General features: G+C 66.3%; 23 protein-coding genes and 2 pseudogenes. 11 read left to right on the top strand and 14 right to left on the bottom strand.

Features of this window, described 5'->3' with window-relative positions:
• From ACP7A5_RS16615 to ACP7A5_RS16625, 3 genes and pseudogenes are all read left to right on the top strand, one after another.
• Positions 1 to 116, top strand: a pseudogene (locus ACP7A5_RS16615) (IS5/IS1182 family transposase); the annotation flags it as partial.
• 990 nt (positions 117 to 1,106) lie between these two features.
• Positions 1,107 to 2,168, top strand: a complete 1,062-nt coding sequence (locus ACP7A5_RS16620; RefSeq protein WP_426042951.1) for an IPTL-CTERM sorting domain-containing protein — start codon at positions 1,107 to 1,109, stop codon at positions 2,166 to 2,168.
• Positions 2,169 to 2,561: 393 nt separating this feature from the next.
• On the top strand, positions 2,562 to 2,960 hold the full coding sequence (locus ACP7A5_RS16625) for a hypothetical protein (protein WP_426042952.1): 399 nt from the start codon (positions 2,562 to 2,564) through the stop codon (positions 2,958 to 2,960).
• A 646-nt stretch (positions 2,961 to 3,606) separates the two neighbouring features.
• Here ACP7A5_RS16625 and ACP7A5_RS16630 read toward each other — a convergent pair.
• The 10 genes from ACP7A5_RS16630 to modA form a co-directional block, all read right to left on the bottom strand.
• Positions 3,607 to 3,948 (bottom strand): deoxyribodipyrimidine photo-lyase, encoded by a 342-nt coding sequence (locus tag ACP7A5_RS16630; protein WP_426042953.1) that lies wholly within the window; start codon positions 3,946 to 3,948, stop codon positions 3,607 to 3,609.
• Positions 3,945 to 4,898, bottom strand: a complete 954-nt coding sequence (locus ACP7A5_RS16635) for an NAD(P)/FAD-dependent oxidoreductase (protein WP_426042954.1) — start codon at positions 4,896 to 4,898, stop codon at positions 3,945 to 3,947. The genes ACP7A5_RS16630 and ACP7A5_RS16635 overlap by 4 nt, the downstream gene beginning before the upstream one ends.
• Positions 4,899 to 5,249: 351 nt before the next feature.
• Positions 5,250 to 5,873, bottom strand: coding sequence for a class I SAM-dependent methyltransferase (locus ACP7A5_RS16640; protein WP_426042955.1), 624 nt, complete (start codon positions 5,871 to 5,873; stop codon positions 5,250 to 5,252).
• A 71-nt stretch (positions 5,874 to 5,944) separates the two neighbouring features.
• Positions 5,945 to 6,808, bottom strand: coding sequence for a class I SAM-dependent methyltransferase (locus tag ACP7A5_RS16645; protein ID WP_426042956.1), 864 nt, complete (start codon positions 6,806 to 6,808; stop codon positions 5,945 to 5,947).
• Positions 6,809 to 7,319: 511 nt separating this feature from the next.
• Positions 7,320 to 8,090: a molybdopterin-binding protein gene (locus ACP7A5_RS16650; protein ID WP_426042957.1), complete on the bottom strand. Its 771-nt coding sequence runs from the start codon at positions 8,088 to 8,090 to the stop codon at positions 7,320 to 7,322.
• On the bottom strand, positions 8,087 to 8,878 hold the full coding sequence (locus tag ACP7A5_RS16655; protein WP_426042958.1) for a cytochrome b/b6 domain-containing protein: 792 nt from the start codon (positions 8,876 to 8,878) through the stop codon (positions 8,087 to 8,089). The genes ACP7A5_RS16650 and ACP7A5_RS16655 overlap by 4 nt, the downstream gene beginning before the upstream one ends.
• A gap of 254 nt (positions 8,879 to 9,132) precedes the next feature.
• Positions 9,133 to 9,789 carry an ATP-binding cassette domain-containing protein gene (locus tag ACP7A5_RS16660; protein ID WP_426042959.1) on the bottom strand — a complete coding sequence of 219 codons (657 nt, stop codon included), beginning with the start codon at positions 9,787 to 9,789 and terminating at the stop codon, positions 9,133 to 9,135.
• On the bottom strand, positions 9,786 to 10,493 hold the full coding sequence (modB, locus tag ACP7A5_RS16665) for a molybdate ABC transporter permease subunit (protein WP_426039881.1): 708 nt from the start codon (positions 10,491 to 10,493) through the stop codon (positions 9,786 to 9,788). Before modB ends, ACP7A5_RS16660 begins: the two co-directional genes overlap by 4 nt.
• Positions 10,486 to 10,833 (bottom strand): winged helix-turn-helix domain-containing protein, encoded by a 348-nt coding sequence (locus ACP7A5_RS16670; protein ID WP_426042960.1) that lies wholly within the window; start codon positions 10,831 to 10,833, stop codon positions 10,486 to 10,488. Before ACP7A5_RS16670 ends, modB begins: the two co-directional genes overlap by 8 nt.
• A complete protein-coding gene (gene modA, locus ACP7A5_RS16675; protein ID WP_426042961.1) occupies positions 10,830 to 11,543 on the bottom strand; it encodes a molybdate ABC transporter substrate-binding protein in 714 nt (237 codons plus the stop codon). Before modA ends, ACP7A5_RS16670 begins: the two co-directional genes overlap by 4 nt.
• Before the next feature lie 70 nt (positions 11,544 to 11,613).
• Here modA and moaA point away from each other — a divergent pair, with 70 nt between their 5' ends.
• Genes moaA through glp form a run of 6 tightly spaced genes read left to right on the top strand, consistent with a single transcriptional unit; the run spans position 11,614 to position 15,610 of the window.
• Entirely contained in the window at positions 11,614 to 12,639 is a 1,026-nt protein-coding gene (gene moaA, locus ACP7A5_RS16680) for a GTP 3',8-cyclase MoaA (protein WP_426042962.1), read from the top strand.
• Between the two features lie 2 nt (positions 12,640 to 12,641).
• Positions 12,642 to 12,878, top strand: a complete 237-nt coding sequence (locus ACP7A5_RS16685) for a MoaD/ThiS family protein (protein WP_426042963.1) — start codon at positions 12,642 to 12,644, stop codon at positions 12,876 to 12,878.
• A 2-nt stretch (positions 12,879 to 12,880) separates the two neighbouring features.
• A complete protein-coding gene (locus tag ACP7A5_RS16690; protein WP_426042964.1) occupies positions 12,881 to 13,345 on the top strand; it encodes a molybdenum cofactor biosynthesis protein MoaE in 465 nt (154 codons plus the stop codon).
• The gene (gene moaB / locus ACP7A5_RS16695; protein WP_426042965.1) at positions 13,342 to 13,911 is read left to right on the top strand and encodes a molybdenum cofactor biosynthesis protein B; all 570 of its coding nucleotides are present in this window, start codon (positions 13,342 to 13,344) and stop codon (positions 13,909 to 13,911) included. The genes ACP7A5_RS16690 and moaB overlap by 4 nt, the downstream gene beginning before the upstream one ends.
• Positions 13,911 to 14,399 (top strand): cyclic pyranopterin monophosphate synthase MoaC, encoded by a 489-nt coding sequence (gene moaC, locus ACP7A5_RS16700; RefSeq protein ID WP_426042966.1) that lies wholly within the window; start codon positions 13,911 to 13,913, stop codon positions 14,397 to 14,399. The genes moaB and moaC overlap by 1 nt, the downstream gene beginning before the upstream one ends.
• Complete coding sequence (gene glp / locus ACP7A5_RS16705; protein ID WP_426042967.1) at positions 14,396 to 15,610, top strand: gephyrin-like molybdotransferase Glp; 1,215 nt, start codon at positions 14,396 to 14,398, stop codon at positions 15,608 to 15,610. The genes moaC and glp overlap by 4 nt, the downstream gene beginning before the upstream one ends.
• 73 nt (positions 15,611 to 15,683) lie before the next feature.
• Here the strand turns inward: glp and ACP7A5_RS16710 are convergent.
• The 4 genes and pseudogenes from ACP7A5_RS16710 to ACP7A5_RS16725 form a co-directional block, all read right to left on the bottom strand.
• Positions 15,684 to 16,136: pseudogene (locus ACP7A5_RS16710) on the bottom strand (IS6 family transposase); the annotation flags it as partial.
• 49 nt (positions 16,137 to 16,185) lie between these two features.
• Positions 16,186 to 17,574 carry a mannitol dehydrogenase family protein gene (locus ACP7A5_RS16715; RefSeq protein ID WP_426042968.1) on the bottom strand — a complete coding sequence of 463 codons (1,389 nt, stop codon included), beginning with the start codon at positions 17,572 to 17,574 and terminating at the stop codon, positions 16,186 to 16,188.
• Between the two features lie 92 nt (positions 17,575 to 17,666).
• The gene (gene uxaC / locus ACP7A5_RS16720; RefSeq protein WP_426042969.1) at positions 17,667 to 19,082 is read right to left on the bottom strand and encodes a glucuronate isomerase; all 1,416 of its coding nucleotides are present in this window, start codon (positions 19,080 to 19,082) and stop codon (positions 17,667 to 17,669) included.
• Positions 19,083 to 19,403: 321 nt separating this feature from the next.
• Positions 19,404 to 20,972, bottom strand: a complete 1,569-nt coding sequence (locus tag ACP7A5_RS16725) for a DHA2 family efflux MFS transporter permease subunit (protein ID WP_426042970.1) — start codon at positions 20,970 to 20,972, stop codon at positions 19,404 to 19,406.
• A 174-nt stretch (positions 20,973 to 21,146) separates the two neighbouring features.
• Between ACP7A5_RS16725 and ACP7A5_RS16730 the strand changes: the two genes are divergently transcribed.
• Together ACP7A5_RS16730 and ACP7A5_RS16735 are read left to right on the top strand one after the other, a co-directional pair.
• Positions 21,147 to 22,199: a type III polyketide synthase gene (locus ACP7A5_RS16730; protein ID WP_426042971.1), complete on the top strand. Its 1,053-nt coding sequence runs from the start codon at positions 21,147 to 21,149 to the stop codon at positions 22,197 to 22,199.
• Positions 22,196 to 22,696: an isoprenylcysteine carboxyl methyltransferase family protein gene (locus ACP7A5_RS16735; RefSeq protein WP_426042972.1), complete on the top strand. Its 501-nt coding sequence runs from the start codon at positions 22,196 to 22,198 to the stop codon at positions 22,694 to 22,696. Before ACP7A5_RS16730 ends, ACP7A5_RS16735 begins: the two co-directional genes overlap by 4 nt.
• The last annotated feature ends 349 nt before the right edge of the window (positions 22,697 to 23,045 follow it).

A 23,045-nucleotide genomic window follows, 5' to 3' on the forward strand; every position in this document is an offset into this window, starting at 1 on the left:
TCAAACACAGCCGACGACTGGCTACCCGATACGACAAGACCGCCGACAGCTTCCTCGGCTTCGTCGTCGTCGCATCCATCCGACTGTGGATCAGACACTTTGTCCACACCACCTAGGTCATAAGCGCGATGGTTCATCCGGCTACGGCGACGAGATCATCAGGATAAAGGGACGCACCTACAGCCCGTGGGGAAAGTCCGCCCGCTGCCCGGCCCTTTACTGATGGCGGGCTAAAATCACGCGAACGTGGTTCGACCACTTCTCCGACGAGGCGAATATTAACGCCGGGAGTGTGCAAATGAGACCGCTGGAATGGATTGTCACGAGGATCGCGCCCACACCGGTGCCGATCTATCGCGTGGGCACTTTGCTAAAGTCGAAACCCGCAAAGAAGAACGGCCCTAGCAAATCGGCTTACTAGGACCGTCAGGTTGGGAAGACCGTCACGCACGACGAGAATGCGCTCGCAGATCGTCGGTTCCCAAGGGCTAGGTGCCCTCTAGAACGCCCTAGACCGGCTCGCCTCGCCGTCCGGCCCGACGGATGGCGGTGGGCGTCCACGAGGCTCCACGGGGCGTCGAAAGGCCATGACTGTTGAGGTGGTCCGCCGTCTGTTGAGGGGTCATCATCTGTCCTCTCGCCATCGAGATTGCAGGCATGATCTCAGCTGCATGGTCTTCCCGTCCTGCTGACCTGTCGAACGGCATGTGCTTGGATCGCTCGCAGTGAGCATCACTGACTAGAGATGGGTTAGTCGATCGAACCCGCACCCACTGGTGCGGCGGCTCGCGGGGGTAAGTCGAGGGTCACGAGGACGGCCGTCGTAATTTCTGCTCACCACCCATTACCGCTGTCAGGGAGGTCCGCTTACGGAACACGGAGTGGATGTCCGGTTTCGGGCCTGACGCCAATGTCGTGGTCCGACCCGTTGCGGACGGTGGGCAGGTCCATTCGCGGCTTGGTGGGCCTTAACAAGGTATTTTTGCCGCGGTTCCCTTTCAGCACCAAGTTCTTCTCCGGGGATCGATAGCTTGACCGTCGTTATCCAAACCGCTCCTGTCGGTCTCATGGAGCCGAAACGTTCGCCTTCGTGAACGGGGGTTTCCATGTTGCGATCTGTCCTCGGCGCGCTCGCCGCCGCCGCTGTTATGCTCGTCTCGAGCCATGCGTCTGCCCAGACGGCCTGGATCGCAAGAGTCGCAAACGACGTGACGCGGATCAACACCGCCACCGACACCCAGATCCTGGGCAATACCCCAGTCGGCAGCGCTCCCTTCGGCGTTCTGGCCACGGCGACGCGCGTCTATGTCACCAACTACAGTGGGAATTCGGTCACCGTACTGGATGCCGCCACCAACGCCGTCGTGACGACGATTCCGGGCTTATCAACCCCTTTCGGCTTGGCTTTGTCGCCAGACGGCACGCGATTGTATGTCGCCAATATCGGTAACAACACGGTGTCCGCCATTAATACCGCAACCAATACTGTCGTGGGGACAATCACCGCTGACAATACACCGGAGGGCGTCGCGGTAAGTCCGGACGGCGCGACACTTTACATCGCCAATCGGTTCGCCAACAACGTTACTGCTCGCACCATCGCCACGAACACCCTGGTCCAGACCTATGCGACCGAGTTAAGCCCCCGCCAGATTGTCCTCTCCGCCGACGGGTCCAAGGCCTACGTCTCGAACCTCAGCTCCAGCTCGGTCTCGATCATTACACTGGCCTCGGGTGGCGTTCCGCCGACCGTGTCCGTCGGCAGCACGCCCTGGGGCATCACGCGGTCTCCTGACGGGTCGCGGATCTATGTCGCCAATCACGGAAGCAACTCGGTCTCGATGATCAGCACCGCGACGAATCTGGTCACCGCGACCACAGCGGTCGGAACCGACCCCATTGGGGTCTCGGCGACGCCCGATGGCACCAAACTCTACGTTACCAATCAGGGCAGCAATTTTGTCAGTGTGCTGAATGCGGTGACCCTGGCTCCAATCACCACAGTCGACGTTGGAGGTGGACAACGGTCGATGGGCCAGTTCTTCGCGGCGGCGGCGGCTCCACCGCCGGTCCCCGTGCCCACGCTGTCGGAATGGGCGATGATCCTGTTGGCCTTGATGCTGGCTGGGGGTGCGGCGGTCTTCATCCAGCGTCGCCGTTTAGCCTGAACGCGGGCGCAGTGACCGACGTGGATCGACCTCGACTGGAGACCGGCGGGGATGTTTTCTCGGTTTGGTCTTAAGGTCCGTTCGCCACCCTTCTGAGACGTCCAGGACGTCCGCTTTCGGGTAGCGGAGCCGCTATGCGCTATCCAACTCAAGGCGTGGACCTTTGAAAAACATTCAAATTAGCCAATAGAGTTCGGATAATCTGGGAGTCCCCGCATGGGCGGTAGTTCATCGGGCCGATACCGGACCCGCAACCGTGGAGCCGTAGAGGCCACCTGTCGGATCGACCTTCGCTTCCTCCGAAAGCAGGGCGCACTAAAGGAAGGCCGCCGGACCACGGGAACCCTCAGCTGGAACCGTGGCGGCACGCCGTCCGGGAGCCTGGGATACACGGTGGACATGGACCCGCAGGATCGGCGACTGATCCTGTCCTACAGCACCAACGGCGAGGCCAGGACGGTGACTGTTGAGCTTGAGGCAGTCCCCATGCTGTTCGGCGGGTTCCGCTATTACGCCCTGTGTCCCCGGACGCTGCGCCGGTGTCAGGTGCTCCCGGTGGTCGGTGGTGTGGTCGCCTGCCGTCAGGCGCACCGGCTGACATACGCATCCCAGTCGCTTGATGAGATTGATCGCACTCGACGGCGGATGGACCGTTGCGAGAAACGGCTTCACGAAAAACCCCGCCGTGGCCAGAACCGGGAACGGCTGACCAACGCCCTGATCAATGCGACGGACAGGTTTGAGAGAGTGGCGAACGCCCACATGACGCGACGCTGGGGCCATCTATTTTAGATCGAAGTAGATCGGGGTTTCAGGCAGTTTCCGCGCGCGACGCGCACGCGCGCGAGCTGATCAACCTTTGAGCCTGTCTGCGACTAAGGCGGGGACGGGATCACGCTCAAAACATGGGACACGCGTGAGATACGTGGGAGAAAACGTGGGGGGAGTTTTTCGCTGCTGCTATAAGCGCAATATTTTTAGCTATTTAATTGACTGATATCGCTCCTTCCGTCTCCGCCATTTTCTCAAAACACATAAAAAACAAGCCCTTATGGGCAAGCCATGCCATTCGTGTGACAGAATGCGTGACACCAGTCGAGCTGTTGATGGGCGAAACAAACGCAGACCATTCTCTGGCCTCGCCCCCTCCTCCCCCGCGAAATCGATCCGGGTGGAGTGGGAGAAAGCCATGCAACAGGACGACGTCACCGCCCGCCTTCTGGACGCTCTCAAGGGCATCGATCTCTCCCGCCCTGACGGCCGGATTGGGATCGGCTCGCTCCTGGCGGAGATCGAGAGACGCTCCCCGGCAATCCGGGCCTGTCAGGCTCGCTTCCCCAAGTCAAAAGCCTCCTACTCCGCCGCCCTTCAGGCAGCCGCCGCCCATGCGGTCGCCGTTTCGGCGCGGAAGCTGCGAAGTGGGGGTCTGCCGACCGCCTCAGACCGGGTGGCTAACGGCCCTCGTCCCCGCCCCGCAAACCACGCGATCGGCGCTCAACGCTTGAGCGAGGCCTGGAAGCGCCTCAACCGGATCGCCCTCGATGACGACGAGATCCAATCCCCTGTCGATCAAGGCCTGCTTCAGCCCCGCGACCGCCTGGTCCCGGAAACGACGTTTCAAAGGACCCCATCGCTCGAAACCCCAAGCGGTCGGGGCCGTCTCGCCCGGCGAGACCACATAGACGGGCAGCAGACTGGACGAGCCGTCGCAGGCCGACCGGAAGGTCGGGTTGTCCGTCAGCCTCAGATCATTCCGGAACCAGTATATATAGAGGCTCACCGCCGCGGCCTCTCAACCTCTGCATCGCCCGTCATCTGCGCAGCCAGCCGCGTCCCGGACGTCCAGGCGGCCTCAACCCTGGGCCCGGTCAACCAGTCGCCGCAGACGCCAATCCTGAGATCGCCGTCCCAGAGCGCATCAAGGCCGCCCCGCCCCGAGCGCGCGTAAAGCCATCTGTGCGAGGAACAGGCGATCGGGGCAGGCAGCGCTGCGCCCAACCTGTGGGACAGGGCGTCGGTCAGGCCCGCTTCGACCTCGTCTCTGGGCATGTCCAGGTGGCGCGCGGACCACTCGCCGCCAGCCTGGACCACCCAGGCCTCGATCGGACCCCGACCGGGCTTGGCGCTGTTGCGCGCCGCCCAGCCCAAGGCCGAATCGTCATCGCCCCTTAGCCAGTCAAGATCTCCGGGAAGGCGGTCGCCGAAGGCCATCATGAGGGTCCAGCACGGCGAACTCGAGACGCCGCGAGCCATCGCGGCCATCTCCGGAACGATCGGGGTCAGGAGATTCGCCGCCTGCTCGGCGGGAATGGCGACGACCACCGCGTCGACGGTCAAAACGGGGCCACTGTCCGCTGACACCGTCCAGCCGGTGGAGGTCCGCGAGATCTGAGTAACAGGGACGGACCACATCACATCCAGGTCCGTCGCCATCTCGTTGAGGGGCGCGTTCATGCCGGGCGTCCCCACCCGTGCGTCCTCCGCGACGGCTGTCCATCGCGAGACATGACCGGCGCTGGCCCATGCCTCGACCTGATTGCGGAAGTCCGCATCTCTAGCAGTGAAATATTGCGCGCCGTGATCGAAAGAGACCTCGCCGAGTGGCGTGGCGAGGCGGCGGGTGGCCATTCGCCCGCCTGCGCCGCGCCCCTTGTCGACCAATGTCACCGCATGGCCGACGTCACGCAGGGCCTGCCCACAGGCCATCCCCGCCATGCCTGCGCCGATCACACATACTCTCAACGCTTCAGTCTCCTTTGCCAAATGTCCATCGAGGGCATCAGCCGCCTTGTCTGGTTTGACGTCACTGACCCCTGGAGCCAGGGCGACGCCAGGCCTCTGACGTCCTCCCCGGCGTCGAGCAGGGCGGCCCGCAGGGCAGTCCCGCTGATCTGGCGTTGAGCGATGAGGGTAGACACGCATGCCTGCTTCGGGAGGCAGCATTGCGCCCAAGCGCCATTTCACGAAAGAACACTTTGAGAGTTCGCTGCACGGCCGCACCGCGGGCCCTGCCCCGGGAAAGGGCCCCGTCCGGCGCCGCCTCACCGCCGGCCGGACGGAGAGGCGGTGGCCGAACGACCCTCAGCCCGGGCGGGCCTCGCCCCATTCACACCAGCCGAGCACGCGGGGCGCCCCAGGCAGATACATCGTCTCGACTGCCTCGATGACGAGGCCCGCCGCTGCAATAGATGCGGTTACCGGACGGGTCAGGTGACAGCCACCGGCCAGGGGGCGCCAGAAGGGCTCGATGCGCCGCTGCCACCGCTGCACCCCGGGATCGGGTGAGAGGCCATGTTCGCTGTACAGAAAGGTTCCCGACGTCTTGAGCACCCGGCGGGCCTCGGCCAGGACAACAGCCGGGGTCTGGACCGAGCAAAGCGTGAAGGTGCAGACGACCGTGTCGAAACTCCGGCGGTCGAACGACAGCGCCTCGGCCCGTCCCGCGACGATCTCGACCGTCAGGCCTGCGGGTCGAGGGGCGGCCTCCGCCAGGCGCCGCAGGCCTTCAGAGGGATCGACGCCCGTGACGCTCTCCACCCGGTCGGGATCGTAGAAGGCCAGGTTGAGCCCGCCGCCAATGCCGAGCTCCAGCACGCGTCCGCGCGCGCGGGGCACGATCTTCGCCCGCTGCCTGCGGATGGGCTTCGCCCCGCAGGCACAGCCGATCAGACGCGGCAGGACCTGTCGATCAAAGAAGCTGCTCACGCTGTCACCTCTTCCCACCCCGGGGCCCGCTTTTCCGATGCGCGCCGGCAATCGCAATGACCGCGTACCCCTCAGGCCCTCGCGGTGACAAGCCAGGCCGCGCCGGTCATCATCACACCCCGACCTGGCCTGTACTCAGCGGTGAAGAGAGACAGCAGATCGTCCCCGGCGCGATCCTGCACGGCCCGAGGCTGGTCCTCCAGCAGGCGACCGGCTGCAAGGGATGAGAGGACGAACCGGACGGCCTCCTCCGACGTCGCCCCGGCGCCGCCGAGGGGTTGAAGCCCGGAACAGGCCACGATCTCCGTCGCGGTAAATCCGCCCTCCGCCAGGACCGCGTTCAGATAGTCGATGTCCTCGAACGCGAATGGACCGGGCGCACGCGGCACGGCGGGCGGAACATCGACATGCCTCCGAAGCACGCCCATCACCTCCATCATCCACGGATTTTCGCGCGGCGGGCCCCAGACCGCCAGATCGATGCGTCCCCCCGGCTTCAGACATCGCTGCAGATTGGCGAAGGCCGGGCCGGGCTCCTGGAAAAACATGCCCCCGAACCGCGAGAACAGGCGATCAAAGGAGGCTTCAGCCTGGTACAGCGACGCATCGGCGCATTCGAAGCGGGCATTGGGCGCCCCGGCAGCAACCCCTCGCTCGGTCGCCTTTGCGATCAAATCGGGCGAGATGTCGATCCCGACCACGCTTCCCGACCCACCGACCGTCGAGGCGATGGCCAGGCTGGTCGCGCCCCCGCCGCACCCGATGTCGATGACGTGCTGGCCCGGTTGAAAACCGGCCCGGGCCAGCAAGGCTCCGCCGATGGGCGCGATCATCGATTCAAAGCGATCGATGTTGGCCAGCCATCTGCCCCCCATCTCGCCGGCCCAGTCCTCCGCCTGGGGCGCTTCACGGGAATCCGGATCAGGCAACGGCATGGTGGTCCTCTCTGGCTGAAGGCCGTGAGCAAGACGCCCCGGGCCTGAAATCCCCGATCAGGATTCGGGGCAGGTCACCATCCGGGCGCGCAAGTGCTGAGGCTGTCAGGTACGGGGGGAGGTGTTAAGAGGCTAAAGCCACAATCGGCGCCGTGAGTTGAATGCTATGCCCAACAGGCGAGTTGTTCGGGTCTGTTGCACGGCCAGCCTCCGCTGAATTTCTTCGCTTTCTTGTCCGCTTGCCGCCCCTGAATTGCGCTTGAGTAGACACTTCGGACCTTACCCTGACAACACCACGGTGAAACCGGCCCGTAAGCCAAGAGCGTCAAGACGTGATCACCGCCGCAGCGTTGTCAATGCTGCCCTGTACCTGAGTGGACGCCCCCTACCCACTGACGGACGGCCGTTCCCTCTGCCCCCTTTGCGCCTAAGCCCCACTGTGCGAAAACGGCACCGTCGGATGACTGAGCCCACCGTCAGGGGAGATGGGCCGACGTTGTTCTGGCGCTTCTCAGATCCCGGCGTACCACTCGTATCCGCGGTCGGGCCAATAGCCCCCGTTGCCGCCCTGGATGTCTGCGAAGCTGTCGACCGCCTCGATCCGGCGTATGTATTTGGCCTGTTTATAGCCCAACTGTCGCTCGACCCGCAGTCTCAGCGGCGCTCCGTGCGGAACGCCCAGAACCTCACCGTTCATGTCGTAGGCCAGCAAGGTCTGGGGGTGACGGGCATCGACCAGGTCGATGCTCTCGTAATAGCGCGGCCCCTCCTCGGTCTGGGTCAGGGCGTCGAAACAGTGGAAGACGACGTATTTCGCCTGCGGCTTCAGCCCCGCCTCGTCGAGCAGGGTCTCCAGCCGCACTCCGGTCCACTGCCCGATCGCGGTCCAGCCCTCGACACAGTCGTGTTTGGTGATCTGGGTCCGTGCGGGGCGCGCTCGCAGCTCGGCCAGCGACAGCGACAGGGGCCGTTCGACCAGTCCGTCGATCTCCAGCCGGTAGTCGGCGAACCCGGCGTCCCGCAGGGCCACATAATCCGCCGCCGCCGGGGAGATGGAGCCGTTTGGCTTGAAGTCGGGGCTGATCTCGGTGACGTCGTATTCGGGGGCCAGGGCCTCGCGCGGGATCAGCAGGCGTTGGGAACGGCGCGTCAGCGCCTCGGCGGACACCTTAAGCCGCTCACTGAACGAAACGCCGCGTTCGCAAGCTGCCAGGGCCATGACGCCTGCGGTCGCCAGGGCCCGACCCAGCCAGGTCCGACGGTTCATCGCCGACGCGCTCATTTCGGTTCTCCATCAGCGGGAGCGGTCGGCTCGAGCACGAACCAGCCTGTGATCATCGCCCGCATGTTGTTGTAGAATCCGGTCCAGATCACCAGCCCGACGTGGATGACGATGAAGCCCACGATCAACCCTGCCGAGATGAAATGCAGCGTCCGCGCAGACTGCCGCCCGCCCATGATCTCCAGCAGGATGCCGCCGATCGCGTTGAAGCCCGGCGACATCGACAGACCCGTGATCAGCATCATGGGGAGGATCACCAGGATCATCGTCACATAGGTCAGCTTCTGGATGACGTTATAGGTCCGCGCTTCCTCATCCTTCGGGAAGTGAAACCGGGCGTGTTCCTTCACGGAGCGCCAGAAACCCTTCAGGTCCATACCGGTCGGCCAGAGCCGGCGCCCGAACCGGCGGGTGATGAAGCCGTAGGCGAGGTAGATCAGGCCGTTGATGACGAACAGCCAGGCGAAGAAGAAATGCCAGTGCCGCGCTTCGGCCAGGTTGCGGCCCTGCGGGATCATCAGCCAGTTCGGAACCGTCGGGATAGTCAGCCACGGATCGGCGAAGGTGGTCCGTATGCCCCAGTCCAGATGCGGATGGGCCATCAGGATGTTCAGCCCGCTCATGAGCAGCACGACGACGGCCACGACGTTCAGCCAGTGGCTGATCCGGACCAGCACGGGATGGCGCCAGATGTCGGTGCGCCCGCCGGGCAGGGGCCGGTCGGCAGGCCCCGGGCTCGTCGTGGCGGGAGCCTCGACCCCGACCTCATCGAACGGACGATCAGTCATGCAGTTCTCCCCCGACGGCCGGCGGACGGTCTCATGAACCCGTCCGGCGCACAAACCGCCGTTTCCGGCGGTTTCGATCCTGCGGCCAGAAAAGTTACACGGTCGCCTGATCGGGCAGATTTGAGGATGACGCGCGGCCACTTCAGGCGGCAAAGGCGGCGCCGATCGCCGGTCACGGCCTGCCCTCAGCCGGTGGCATCTGGTCAAGGACCAACTGGCCGCCAGCGCACGGGCGGAGAGCAGGCCCTTTGTCGCTACCGAAGGCGGGCTAGATTGAGCGGCCGCTCGATCCGGCCGTCGACCATCTCGACCCGGTCATCCGCCAGGCGGTCGGCGTCACGCGGGTCGTGCGAGACGAGCAGCATGGGAAGCGCCGTCTCGTCGCGCAGGGCGGCCAGCCAGGGGATCAGTTCGTCCCTCCGGGGCCCGTCAAGACCCGCGAACGGCTCGTCCAGCAACAGCAGACGCGGATCCGACGCAAGGGCCCGGGCGATCGCCACCCGCCGCACCTCTCCGCCTGACAGGTTGCGGGTCCATCGCCCCAGAAGCGGTTCGAGCCCCAGCAGACGCAGGATCGGAGCGATCTCGATCGGACGCCCGGAAAAGCGCCGCCCGTAGTCGATATTGGCCGCCACGGTCAGATGCGGAAACAGGCGTGCGTCCTGAAACACGTAACCGATCCTGCGCCGATGGGGAGCCGGCGTCCGGCCCGATGCGGCGTCCAGAATGGTCTCGCCGTCGACCACCAACCGGCCGGTCTCGACCGGAATCAGTCCGGCGATGGCGTGCAGCAGGGTAGTCTTTCCGGCCCCTGACGCGCCTTCCACCGCCACGATCCGCGCGGCGCTATCGAATCGCGCCTCGATGCGAAAATCGCCCCGCGACGCGACGATCTCGCACCGTATGGTCAAAGCACCGCGCTCCGTCGCAACAATCGACGATTGACCCATTCCGTCGCCAGCAGGGCGGCCACACAGACGACGACCGACAGAAGCGCCAGCCGCAATGCCGTCGTCTCGCCATCCACCCGCTGCAGCGCGGCATAGATGGCGACCGGGAGGGTGCGCGTCTCGCCGGGGATGGCCCCGACGAAGGTGACCGTGGCCCCAAACTCTCCGAACGCGCGCGCGAAACCCAGCAGTCCCCCCGCGATCAGCCCCGGCAGCGCCAGCGGCAGAGTGACCGTGGCCAGCACCCAGTGGGGTGGGGCCCCCAGCGTCGCCGCGGCCTGTTCCACGCCCCGGTCGATGCCCTCGATCGCCTGCCGGATGGGGCGCACCATCAGCGGCAGGGCCATGACCGCCGCCGCCAGCGCCGCCCCGGTCCAGCTGAACGACAGGCTGATCCCGAAAGTCTCCGACAGCCAGCGGCCGACCGGTCCGCGCGCCCCGAACAGCAGCAGCAGCCCCAACCCGGTGACCACCGGCGGCAACACCAGCGGCAGGTTGACCAGCGCCTCCACCATCCACCGGCCGGGAAACGTGCCCCGCGCCAGCAGCAGCGCCAGCCCCGTCGCCACCGGCAGGGTCGCGATCGTGGCCACCGCTCCGACCCTCAACGACAGCGCCAGCGCCTCGATTTCGAACGCGGTCAAAGGCCCGAACAGGTCACCCATCGGCGCCATCCAGCGCCGCCAGCCGCGCAAGGGTCGGCGCCGCCGCCGTCTCCAGCTCGGCACGAAGCGTCTCATAGGCCGCCAGCAAGATTTCGCCGTGCTCGGTAAGCCGCGATCCGCCGCCCCGGGCCCCGCCCCGCACGGTCGCTAAAGCCGGTCTCCCGGTCAAACCGTTGATCGCCTCCATCAGGGTCCATGCCCGGCGATAGGACATACCCATCCGCCGCGCGGCCTCGCTGAGCGAGCCCGACTCACGGATATGGGCCAGAAGCTCCGCCTTGCCGGGACCGAGCCGGCCTTCGCCGATCCGGACCTGGAACCACAGCCGCGTCGACGTCATCGCCCCGGTCCGAATCCATGGCGGGTGAACAGCACCCCCGCCGCCTCCGACCGAAGAAAAGCCATCAAGGTTCCGGCCTCTCTCGCCGCCGTCGCCGTCAGGGCGGCCGGATAGGCGATGTCAGGCTGAACCGCCGCCACAGGCACGTTGACGACGCGCGCGGCATCGAAACCCAGCGTGTCGCTGCGATAGACGATCCCCAGGTCGACCTCGCCCCTGGCCACGAATGCGCGCACGGCCCTGACGTCCCCCGCGAGGATCAGATTGGCCGACACGGTATCCCAGACGCCTGACCGCTGGAGCATCTCGCGGGCATAGCGCCCCGCGGGCACGCTCTCCGGATCGCCTATGGCGACCCGTCCGTCCCAGGAGAAGGGCGCGACCGGGCGATCGGACGGCGCGATGACGACCAGACTGTTGGTCAGCAGGGTCACCTGGCTGGCGGCCCGGATCGCCCCCTCCCGCGCCAGTCGGCCCATCCAAAGGTCATCGGCCAGTACAACAAGGTCGGCGGGCGCTCCCGCCAGCAGCTGACGCGCCAGCTCCCCGCTGCCGGCGAACACGGTCCGCAAGGCCCCCCTCCCCTCAGCCTGAAACTTCGCAGCCAGTTCGGTCACAGCGTCGGTCAGCGAGGCGGCCGCGAACAGGGTGAGCGGCGCAGGCGCCGCGGGGCGACAGCCGGAAACGAGGGCCATCGTGATGGCCAGCATGCCGCGCCGTCCGATCATCGGTCCAGAAATGACTTTGCTCCGCCGCAGGCTTCGTTATGCTGATTTGAGCATGACGGTCCTGCCCGCGTCCAGCCGCGTCGCAACGCCGATGGTCGACCCGTTCGGCCGGACGATCGACTATGTCCGTGTCTCGGTCACCGACCGGTGCGATCTGCGCTGCACCTATTGCATGGCCGAGCGGCAAACTTTTCTGCCGCGCGCCGAACTGCTGAGCCTCGAGGAGCTGGACCGGCTGTGCTCGGTCTTCGTCGGCCTCGGCACCCGCAGGCTGCGTCTGACCGGCGGAGAACCTCTGATGCGGAAGGGGTTTATCGACCTTGTCGCGCGCCTTTCGCGGCATCTGGCTTCCGGGGCGCTGGACGAGCTGACCCTGACCACGAATGGCACGCGTCTGGCCGAACACGCCGATGCTCTGGCGGGCCACGGGGTGCGCAGGATCAATGTCTCGCTGGATACCCTCGACCCTGCCTCCTATCGGCGGGTCACCCGTGGCGGGGACCTGGCGCAGGTACTCGAAGGGCTCGCGGCGGCCCGCGCCGCCGGGATCGCGATCAAGATCAACACCGTCGCGCTAAGACAGGACAACTGCACCGATCTGCCGGCGATGATCGAATGGGCGCACGGTCTGGGTATGGAAATCACCCTGATCGAGACCATGCCGCTGGGCGAGATCGAGGCCGACCGGACGGGCCAGTTCCTGTCGCTGAGCGACGTGCGCCGAGACCTTGAGACTCGCTGGACCCTGACGCCGCTGGTCCGGCGTACCGGCGGACCAGCCCGTTACGCCCGCGTCGAACAGACCGGCGGGACCGTCGGATTCATCACGCCCCTGACGCAGACGTTTTGCGGCGACTGTAACAGGGTGCGGGTGACGTGCACCGGGACGCTGTTCCTTTGCCTCGGTCAGGACGACCACGCCGAACTGCGCGAAACCCTGCGCGCTCACACGGACGACGGGCCGGTGGCCGAGGCCATCCGCGCCGCTGTTGCGAGGAAGCCGAAAGCGCACGACTTCCGCATCGGTCTGGACGAGGCCCCCGCCGTGCGTCGGTCCATGTCCGTGACGGGAGGCTGAGCGTGGCGCGTGTCCTTCTGTTCGGGGCCTTGGCCGATGCCGCCGGCTGGCGCGAGCGACACATCGAAGGCGACACGATCGAGGCCCTGCGCCGTCATCTGGCCGGAGACGAGCGGCTGGCGGAGCGGCTGGCGCGCCCGGGCGTGATGACGGTGCTGAACCAGGTGGTGGTGCGCGGCGATCATCCTGTCGGAACCGACGACGAGGTGGCCTTTGCCCCGCTGGTCAGCGGGGGTTGAGCATGGTCCGACTGGAGGCCCGGCCGATTGATCCTGCAGCGTTGCTTGACGGCTTCTGCCGCGACCGTACGGACGTAGGGGCGGTAGTCAGTTTCACGGGCCTGTGCCGGGCGGCAACAGAGGGCCAGCCAGTGACGACCCTGACCCTCGACGCATGGCCCGGCTTTACGGAGGCGGTCATGACCGAACTGGAGACGGAGACCCGCGCGCGCTTCGATATCATCGACATGCTGGCGGTCCACCGATGGGGCGAGGTCGGGGTAGGCCAGCCCATCGTCTTCGTCGCCGTGGCGGCCGCGCATCGTCGCGCCGCCTTCGAGGCGGCCGACTTTCTGATGGACCAGCTCAAAACCCGTGCGCCCCTGTGGAAGCGCGAGGACGGCCCGGACGGCCGTCGCTGGATCGAGCCTCGCCCGTCAGACCGGGCCGACGCTGCCCGATGGACCGAACTGGAGCCTGCCGAATGACCGACACCCAGTCTTCTGACACCCTGCCCGCGCCCGGCGGCCGGCTGCTGCTCGATCAGGGCGTGACGCCGGTGCGCATCGCCGTCCTGACCATTTCGGACACCCGCGATCACGACAGCGACACCTCCGGCGCGATCCTGGCGGCAAGGATCGAGGGGGCTGGCCATGTCTGCGTCGAAAGAGCCATCGTCCCCGACGCCGTGGACGCCATCCGGGCTCAGGTCAGGCGCTGGATCGCGACAGGGACCGTCGACGCGATCCTGACCACCGGCGGCACCGGCCTGACCGGCCGCGACGTGACACCCGAGGCGCTGGAGCCGCTGTTCGACAAGCGGATCGACGGCTTCTCGGTGATCTTCCACACCGTCAGCTATCAGACCATCGGCCTGTCCACGCTGCAGTCGCGCGCGACGGCGGGGATCATCGACGGGGTCTTCGTCTTTTGCCTGCCCGGCTCCAACGGGGCGGTGCGCGACGGGTGGGACAAGGTCATCCGCTGGCAACTCGACAGCCGCCACCGCCCCTGCAACCTGGTTGAACTGATGCCCCGGCTGCTGGAGGTCTGATGGCTGGCGATACGACAGGCCTCACCCATATCGACGCCGACGGCCGCGCCCGCATGGTCGACGTGTCGGCCAAGGCCGTGACCGCCCGCGAGGCGCGAGCCGAGGGCCGGATCATCATGGAGCCCGCCACCCTGGCGCTGGCCCTGTCGGGAGCCGCAAAAAAGGGTGACGTGCGCGCGGTTGCCGAGATCGCGGGCGTCATGGGGGCCAAACGAACCGCCGACCTGATCCCCCTGTGCCATCCTTTGCCGCTGGATGCCGTCGTCGTGACGGTCGAGGCCAGTCCAGACGGATCGGGCCTGTCGGTCTCGGCCACCACCCGCACGACCGGGCGCACGGGGGTCGAGATGGAGGCCATGACGGCCACGACGGTCGCCTTGCTCACGTTGTACGACATGCTCAAGGCCGTCGATCGCGGCATGACGATTGAGGCGGTCCGGCTGGTAGCCAAGTCCGGCGGCACATCCGGCGACTGGACCCAGGCATGAGCCTTCCCACGGTCGCAGCCGCCCGCGCGGCCATGCTGGCGTCGGTCAGGGCGCTGCCTCCAGAGCGGGTGCCGCTGATCGAGGCCGACGGCCGCTGGCTGGCCGAACCGGTGACTGCGACGCGTGATCAGCCCCCCTTCGACGCCTCGGCCATGGACGGCTGGGCGGTACGGACAGCGGACCTCGGAATCGCGTCGCTGACTATTGTCGGGGAAAGCCTCGCCGGACGGGGCCGGGCCGGGCCGTTGGGTCCAGGCGAGGCCGTCCGCATCTTCACCGGTGCACCGCTGCCGCCCGGCGCGGACCGTGTGGTGATCCAGGAAGAAGCGACCCGGGACGGCGACCGCCTGACGGTCCGGAGCGCCCCGGACTCACCGGTCTGGGTTCGCCCGCGCGGATCCGACTATGCTGCGGGGGCCGAGCTGCTGCAGGCGGGCCAGACGCTCAACCCCTGGCGGGTCGCGTTGGCCGCCTCAGCCGGTCGGCCCGACCTGACCTGCGCGCGCCGTCCCAGCGTGGCCATACTGGCCTGTGGCGACGAGGTGGTGGAACCCGGCAGCGCTCCCGGACCGCACCAGATCAACGACGCGGCGGGTCCGGGCGTGGCCCTGGTCGCCCGGCGCGCGGGAGCGGAGGTCCGCCGCCTGCCCCTCGTGGGAGACACGCTCGCGGGGATCGCGGCGATGCTGGCGACAACCGAAGCGGACCTGATCGTCACCATCGGCGGGGCCTCGGTCGGCGATCACGACCTGCTGAAGCCAGCCGCCCGATCAAGGGGGGCGATACTTCTGGTCGAGGGCTGCTCCATGCGCCCGGGCAAACCGGTCTGGTTCGCCACCCTGCCGGACGGCCGGGCCATTCTGGGCCTGCCGGGCAATCCGGTGTCGGCACTGGTCTGTGCGGAACTGTTTCTCACGCCACTTCTGGCCGCCCTTCAGGGCGGGGCATCGGAACCGGCGTTTCAAATCCTGCCAGTCGCCGCGCCGATGCCCGCGAATGGGCCTCGGGACCACTACATGCGCGCCCGCGTCGTCCGCGACCCGCTAGGCCATCCCAAGGTCGAGGCGCTGTCCGATCAGGACTCGTCGATGGTGACGGCAATGGCCGCAGCAGACTGTCTGCTCCGGCGACCGCCGCATGCGCCTGCTTTGGCGACGGACGATCCGACACTGGTTCTGACCCTGGGCTCAGGAAGGGGCTTGTCAGGTTAGCCGCAGCAAGTCGAAAGCCGCCCTGCCCTGCCGAACTCAGGCAACCGCGGCCGCCCAGGTCGTCGCCACATCTCAGATCCCGCTGGATGTTGAAGGTGGTGTAGATCGCCGCGTGGGGGGTGAGGAACCTCTCGGCTGAAGCTTGGGATTTGAACCGCTGCTGCTGCCGTTCTCGTCTTCGGATCGGCAGGTGTGCGTTCTCGGCCCGATTGTACTCCCGAAGCCGGCCGGGTCGGTGCAGATGCCTGAGATCCAGGACATCCAGAGCCGCGCCATATGAGGCGAGGCCGTCGGTTGTGATCGCCTGTGGTTCGACCGGCTGATTGTGAAGGAGACGCCTGAGCAGCTTCAACGCAGCCTCTGTGTCCCGCCGGCGCCGGACCACGAGGTCGAGGACCTCGCCTTCGTCGTCGACGGCCCGCCAGAGATACATCCGCTTGCCGCCGATCGAACAGACCATCTCATCCAGGCGCCAGCGACGCGATGGAGCTGGCCGACGGCGCCTCAGCCGCCTCGCGATCAGCGGCTTACGCTGCGTTCAGTGGAGACAAATTCGCCTTAAGGTGACAGCACCGTCATGCAGGCTCCTCGATCGGCAAGCCCGCGGCTCCTACGGCGCCGAGACGACGAAGGTCGAGAAACGCCTGGAGGACAGCGTTGCGAAACCTGGGGTCGGCGGACAGCGAGGGCGGAAATACCGCCTGCAGATCCAGCAGGGCGGCGACCCTGTCACGGTCATCGGTCGCACCGGCAAGACGGCGTGCCGTCTCGGTCGCAAGGGGGTCCTCGACAACGACGACGTCGCCCACCTCCGTGCGACCCTCCTGCCACCGCATCCAAGCCGCGATGGCCAGGGCGAGAGCGGGAATGGGCCGACCGGCCGAAAGGCGCGCCGCGGCGGTCGCAAGAAGTCGCTGCGGCAACTTCTGGGACCCGTCCATGGCGATCTGACGGGTTCGATGACGCAGGGCCGCGTACGAGAACCGCGCCATCAGCTCGGCCCGATATTTCGCGATATCGAGATCAGGTGGCGGCTCGAGCGTAGTCTCGGCCTCGTCCCATAGGCGCTCTACGAAGGCTTTCAGGATGGGCACGGCGACCGTCTGATGCACGTAGTCCAGTCCGGCGAGTGCACCGAGGTAGGCGAGGGAGGAGTGCGCCCCGTTCAGCAGACGCAGCTTTGCGTCCTCCCAGGGGCCGACGGTCTCCGTCAACTGCACCCTGAACCGGGCGAAGTCTGGCCGCTCTCCGGCGAAGCGATCCTCAATGATCCATTGAGTGAAGGGCTCGGTCTTGACCATGCCGAGGTCGACGACGCCCAGTTCGACGCTCAGCCCCTCGATGTCGGCGGGTGTCGTGGCCGGTACGATCCGGTCGATCATGGTCTGGGGGAAGGCCCCCTCGGCCGCGATCCAGTCATGGAGTTCAGGATCGATCCGCCCCGCCATCTCGAGCACAGCCGAGCGGATGCGTGCGCCGTTGTGCGGAAGGTTGTCGCACGAGATCACAGTGAAGGGCGCCAAGCCCCGTCGGCGGCGCAGACGCAGCGCCGCAGTCACGAAGCCAGGCGCGGTGGCGGGCGTCGACAGATCTGACAGATCGGCGGCGATGGCCGGGTCGTCAAGCTTCAGGCTTCCGGATGCCGGATCCAGGCAATAGCCCTTCTCGGTCACTGTCAGAGTGACAATGTGAACCTCGGGCGACGCCATGACTTCCACAAGCGCAGCGGGATCGTCGGCGGCGACGAGAACATCCTGAATGGCGCCGACGATCCGTAGAGACCTTTGGGTCCCGTCCTCGACCACAACGGTGTAGAGCCCCTCCTGCGGCACCAGCTGATCGCGCACGTCCGGCGATCGCAGCGAGGCGCCAATCACGCCCCAACGCAGGTCGCCTGCATTCAGGGCATCGTCGAAAATGACGGCCTGATGCGCCCGGTGGAAGGCGCCGATGCCCAGATGCACTACGCCGGTCCGAACCTGGCTTCGGTCATATCCCGGAACCGCCACCTGCGCAGGCAGCGCCGCTAGCGCCCGGTAACCGAGCCGCGGCCCTGTCATAGCTTGTAGGCCGCCTTCACCAGATCATAGGTCAGCGCCCGCGCGAGGTCATGAGCCTCGTCCTCCTCGAGCCGGTGCTCGACCACCAGCCTGGCCAGGAAACCGCAGTCCATCCGCCGCGCGACGTCGTGCCGGGCAGGAATGGACAGGAAGGCACGGGTGTCGTCGTTGAAGCCGACAGTGTTGTAGAAGCCGGCAGTCTCGGTCACCTGTTCGCGGAACCGACGCATGCCTTCCGGACTGTCGTGGAACCACCAGCTGGGCCCGAGTTTCAACGCCGGATAGTGACCCGCCAGGGGGGCCAGCTCGCGGCTGTAGGTCGTCTCGTCCAGGGTGAAGACAATCAGCGACAGGCGCGGGTCCGAGCCGAAGCGATCGAGCAGAGGCTTCAGCGCGCGGACGTAGTCGGTACGCGTCGGAATGTCCGCCCCCTTGTCGCGGCCGAAATGCCGGAACACAGCGGCGTTGTGGTTACGGAAACTGCCGGGGTGCAGCTGCATGACGAGGCCGTCGTCCACGCTCATCGCCGCCATCTCGGTCAGCATCTGGCCTCGGAACAGCTCGGCGTCGCTCGCAGTCACCGGACCGGTCGAGACACGTTTGAACAGAGCTGCTGCCTCGACGGCAGGCAGGTCTGCAGTGAACGCTGTCGGGTGGCCGTGGTCTGTCGAGGTCGCGCCCAACGCGGCGAAGACCGCCCGCCGGTCGCGCAGCGCGTCGAGATAACCGGACCAGCTCGGGGTGTCGCGCCCGGTCAGATCGGCCAGGACTGCGAGGTTGGCATGAAAGCCCTCGTAGTCCGGATCGAGCACCGGGTCAGGCCGGAACGCGGTCAGCACCCGACCCTTCCAGCCGGAGGCGCGGATCGCCTGATGGTGTTCGAGGGTATCGATCGGGCTCTCGGTCGTCGTCAGAACCTCGATATTGTGACGCTCGAACAACGCGCGCGGACGGAACAGTTCGGTCTTCAGCGCGGCGTCGATGACGTCGTAATAGTGGTCCGCCGTCTCCGTGGAGAGCCGAACCTCGATGCCGAAAACCTCGGCATAGACCCAGTCGTGCCAGATACGGGACGGGGTGCCGTGGAACAGGTGGTACCGCTCGGCGAACCGACGCCAGATCTTGCGGGGGTCCGTCTCTATGGTGCCGCCGTCGACGCACGGCACGCCCAGATCCTCCATCGGCACGCCCTGGCTGAAGAGCATGCGAAAGACATAGTGGTCCGGGGTGATCAGCAGCTCGGCGGGGTTGGCGAAGGGCGCATCGCCGGCGAACCACGATGGATCCGTATGGCCATGCGGGCTGATGATCGGCAGGTCCCGGACTTCCGCGTGCAGCCTGCGAGCGACCGCGCGCGTATCAGCGTCCGATGGAAACAGCCGGTCGGGGTGGAGGTGAAGCGGCTTGATCACGACGGGCCTCGCAGCGGTGACATGGCAGGCGGTATCCGCCTGCCGTCGCAGACGGGCGAAAGAAGACACCGGTTACCACGACTTGCAAGAGGGCAGCGTTGCGGCGACTTGTTGACCACCCCAAAACGGGCCTGACAGGTTACGTCGCCAAGTCGAAGGCGCTGTCAGGGAAACCCCCGTCGGTTGAGAAGCCCCTACCCCGGGGACTCGATCAGGCAACGGTAGCCGCCCCAGCGGCATCGGCAGCGGCTTACACTGCGTCCAGTGGAGACAAATTCGCAAAGTGACAGCACACCCGGAACATTGAGCTACGGCCGTTGCTTAGGCGTCTGAAGATCGCCCCTCGGGTGATTGAGATCGGTCCCGGCTAGCGAACGGAACAGTGCACAAGGCCAATAGCGTCAGAATCGCGATCAATCCCCACGCTTCGTTGATGGCGCGAACCAGCGCCAGTTTCTCCACCAGAGGGGTCAGAGTCTGAATCGTCGCCGGATCAATCGGTTGCCCGATCCGGGCGACGAACAGGGCGACGGGGATGCCGAGAGCCTCCGCCGTCGGCACGTCGCCGGCCTGCAGCCGCGCGACGATCTCGCGTCCCAGCACAGGTGCGCGGCCGTAAATGACCGTATCGATCAGTGCCAACCCGATCGCCCCGCCCAGATTGCGCATCAGGTTGAAGAGGCCGCTGGCGTCCGGCACTTCGGACGGCGGGAGATGGCCCAATGCGAGACGCGTGGGCGGCAACAGACACAGCATGATCGCCACGCCGCGCAAAATCTGGGGCCACAGCATTTCATCGAAATCGGTAGCGGAGGTCTGAAAGGCGCTCAGGCCCAGCCCGATCGCGAACAGGGCAAAGCCCATGGCCGTCATTAGCCGCGCGTCCAGCCGGCGCTCCATGACCACGGCAACCGGCGCTGTGGCAAGTTGGGCCAAGCCGGTAACCAGCATGATCGATCCGATAGCCAGCGGCCCGTGACCACGCACGAAGGCGAGGAACACCGGCATCAGATATACGGATCCGAACAGGCCGATGCCCAGCACGAAACTGAGCACACAGCCAATTGCGAAGCTGCGGTTCGACAGCGTCCTCAGCTGCACCACCGGCGGGACGGCCACGAGGCTCCGGCGCACGAAGGCCACGCCGGAGGCAAGTGTCACCGCGGCCAGTCCGATCACCAGCGGCGAGGCCCAGCCGCGCTGCGGGGCCTCCTTCAGCGCGATCTCCAGCGCTGCGAGGGCTAAGGCCATCAGAATCAGCGATACCAGATCCAGCCGCCGGACCGCACCGGGATTCGCGCGCTCGCGGGGCAGCAGCCACACGGCCAGAAGGGCGCAGACGACTCCGGGCGCCAGATTTATCAGGAACAGCCAGTGCCAGGAATAGGTCTCGGTGATCCAGCCACCGACGATCGGACCCACCGTCGGCGCCAGCACCGCCAACACGCCCGCGATCATCGTGGCGATGCCCTGGCGCTCCTCCGGAAAAAGCAGAAAAACGGCGGCGAACACCCCGGGGATCAGGGTTCCGCCGGAAAACCCCTGCACCACCCGCCAGAAAATCAGGGTGTTGAAATCCTGGCTGAGCGCGCACCCCAGCGAGGCCAGGCTGAAGAGACAGATCGCGCCCACGAACAGCCAGCGCATGGTCAAGGCTCGGGTAAGAAACCCGGTCAGGGGAATCGCGATGACCTCGGCGATCAGATAGGCCGTCTGGACCCAGCTCATCTTGTCTGGAGCGACGCCGATCGCAGCCTGGATCGTCGGCAGGGACGTGGCGACGACCTGAATGTCCAGGATGGCCATGAACATGCCCAGGCACATGACGATGAAACCCGTCCACAGGCGGATGGGGTTGTGCGCAGGTACGGGCGTGAGGCTGGCCGACATCGAGACCTCCGGACAATCGAATGGAGACGGCGCGAGGCGCACATGCCTCGCCCCCTGCGCGATAAGGTCACGCTCGACCTCCGATGGGAACTGCGACACACGGTTGTTGTTTGAGAAAGCTGCCGCTTGGCGTCGACTTCCAGCCGGAGGCCGGTTCAGCGGTCGGAGTCGCCCATGCCCGCGCCCGTTGCCCTGCTGTCCATCGGGACCGCCGACGCCCCACACGACATGCCACAGACCCAGGTCGCCGCAGTGGCCCGGCAACTTTTCCAGGACCGGTTTCCGCAGTTTGACCGGATGGCCAAGGTTTTCGACACCGCGGGCATTCGGCATCGGCAGTCGGTCATGCCGATCGAATGGTACATGACCCCGCGGACCTGGCCGGAGCGGACCGACGCCTATGTGACTGGCGCTGTCGACCTGTTCAGCAGAGCGGCCGCCATCGCGCTGGGAAATGCTGGGCTTACCGGTCCCGAGGTCGACATCATTATCACCGTCTCTTCCACCGGTATTGCGACCCCCAGCCTCGAGGCCCGTGCCATGGCGCGTCTGGGGTTTCGTCCGGACGCCGCGCGCATCCCGCTCTTTGGCCTCGGCTGCGCCGGGGGCGCGACCGGGCTGGCGATCGCAAGCCGTATGGCCCGGGCCAGCCCGGGGGCCGTCGTCCTGCTGGTCGCGGTCGATGTCTGCACGTTGTCGTTCCGGATGGAAGACCTGACCAAGGCCGACATCGTTGCCACCGCCCTGTTCGGTGATGGCGCGGCGGCCTGCATCCTGCGCTGTGGCGATGGCGGTTTCGCCCATGTCGAGGCCATCGCGGAACACACCTGGCCGGATACGCTCGACATCATGGGCTGGCGGGTCGAGCCCGACGGTCTCGGTGTTATTTTTGCCCGCGCCATTCCCCCCTTCGCCCGTGAGCATCTCCGGCCCGCCATGGACCTGATGCTCGCCCGACACGGAGACCGGGTCGAGGCCATCGACCGTTTCATCTGCCATCCCGGGGGCATGAAGGTGATCGACGCGATGGAGGCTGCCCTGTCCATGGATCACGGAGCACTGGACCATGAACGGACCGTCCTGGCCGACCACGGCAACATGTCCGCGCCCACCGTACTTTATGTTCTCGACCGCGCCCGCCACGCCGGCCTTCCGCAGCGCTCGGTCGTCACTGCCCTCGGACCCGGCTTTACGGCCAGCACAGTGACGCTGCGCCGCCCCGCATGATCACCTCGATCGTCATCCTCGCGCTGGTCACGGCCCAGCGGCTGGGCGAGCTGGTTCTCGCGCGCAGGAATACCGCCCGCCTGATGGCGCACGGCGGGGTGGAAACCGGGGCCGCCCACTATCCCCTCATCGTGGCATTACATGCGGCCTGGCTTATCGGCCTCTTTATTCTGGCATGGGATCGACCTGTGAATTGGATCTGGATGGGACTTTTTATTGTGCTCCAGCTTGGCCGTGTCTGGGTCATTGCCTCGCTGGGCGCGCGCTGGACGACACGGATCATAACAGTGCCAGACGAGCCCTTGGTGCGGCGCGGTCCCTACCGGTTCGTGTCGCACCCGAACTACATCGTTGTAGCGGCCGAAATCGCGGTGCTGCCTCTCGCCTTTGGCCTGAACGCATTCGCGGCGATCCTCTCGATTCTCAATGCGGCCATCCTCGCGATCCGGATCCGGGCCGAGGCCGAAGCCTTGCGGATGTCCTCAAAGGTCCCGTGAGACCGCAAGCATTGGTGTGGTCTCGGCGTTGACAGGTTAACCGGGCGAAGTCGAAAAGCCCCCTACCGCCGCTCTTCAGGCGACAGCCATCGCCCATGCGGCATCAGCATCGGCGCGAAAGCGGCGAAGTGTGGGTCTGCTGATCAGATGACGTTGGATGTTGAAGCGGGTGTAGCTCGCTGCGTGGGTGGTGAGGAATCTCTGGGCTGAGGCCGGGGATTTGAACCGCACACGCGGGCGACATCGTCGCCATGACCGACGCCCTGCGGATTCCCCGCAAGACCCTCTACGACAAGTTCCGGCGTCACGGCCTGCGTCCGGGCGATTTCCGCGCGCGAGATGAGCGTGG

Origin of the sequence: Brevundimonas sp. TWP2-3-4b1, from assembly GCF_049897665.1 — a bacterium.
Classification (GTDB): domain Bacteria; phylum Pseudomonadota; class Alphaproteobacteria; order Caulobacterales; family Caulobacteraceae; genus Brevundimonas; species Brevundimonas subvibrioides_B.

Bases quoted from the DNA above. Each gene is read 5' to 3' on its own strand.
- ACP7A5_RS16620 (WP_426042951.1), top strand. From the start codon at position 1,107: ATGTTGCGATCTGTCCTCGGCGCGCTCGCCGCCGCCGCTGTTATGCTC.
- ACP7A5_RS16645 (WP_426042956.1), bottom strand. From the start codon at position 6,808: ATGCCGTTGCCTGATCCGGATTCCCGTGAAGCGCCCCAGGCGGAGGAC.
- ACP7A5_RS16650 (WP_426042957.1), bottom strand. From the start codon at position 8,090: ATGAGCGCGTCGGCGATGAACCGTCGGACCTGGCTGGGTCGGGCCCTG.
- ACP7A5_RS16655 (WP_426042958.1), bottom strand. From the start codon at position 8,878: ATGACTGATCGTCCGTTCGATGAGGTCGGGGTCGAGGCTCCCGCCACG.
- modB (WP_426039881.1), bottom strand. From the start codon at position 10,493: ATGGGTGACCTGTTCGGGCCTTTGACCGCGTTCGAAATCGAGGCGCTG.
- ACP7A5_RS16670 (WP_426042960.1), bottom strand. From the start codon at position 10,833: ATGACGTCGACGCGGCTGTGGTTCCAGGTCCGGATCGGCGAAGGCCGG.
- modA (WP_426042961.1), bottom strand. From the start codon at position 11,543: ATGCTGGCCATCACGATGGCCCTCGTTTCCGGCTGTCGCCCCGCGGCG.
- moaA (WP_426042962.1), top strand. From the start codon at position 11,614: ATGACGGTCCTGCCCGCGTCCAGCCGCGTCGCAACGCCGATGGTCGAC.
- ACP7A5_RS16690 (WP_426042964.1), top strand. From the start codon at position 12,881: ATGGTCCGACTGGAGGCCCGGCCGATTGATCCTGCAGCGTTGCTTGAC.
- moaB (WP_426042965.1), top strand. From the start codon at position 13,342: ATGACCGACACCCAGTCTTCTGACACCCTGCCCGCGCCCGGCGGCCGG.
- moaC (WP_426042966.1), top strand. From the start codon at position 13,911: ATGGCTGGCGATACGACAGGCCTCACCCATATCGACGCCGACGGCCGC.
- glp (WP_426042967.1), top strand. From the start codon at position 14,396: ATGAGCCTTCCCACGGTCGCAGCCGCCCGCGCGGCCATGCTGGCGTCG.
- ACP7A5_RS16725 (WP_426042970.1), bottom strand. From the start codon at position 20,972: ATGTCGGCCAGCCTCACGCCCGTACCTGCGCACAACCCCATCCGCCTG.
- ACP7A5_RS16730 (WP_426042971.1), top strand. From the start codon at position 21,147: ATGCCCGCGCCCGTTGCCCTGCTGTCCATCGGGACCGCCGACGCCCCA.
- ACP7A5_RS16735 (WP_426042972.1), top strand. From the start codon at position 22,196: ATGATCACCTCGATCGTCATCCTCGCGCTGGTCACGGCCCAGCGGCTG.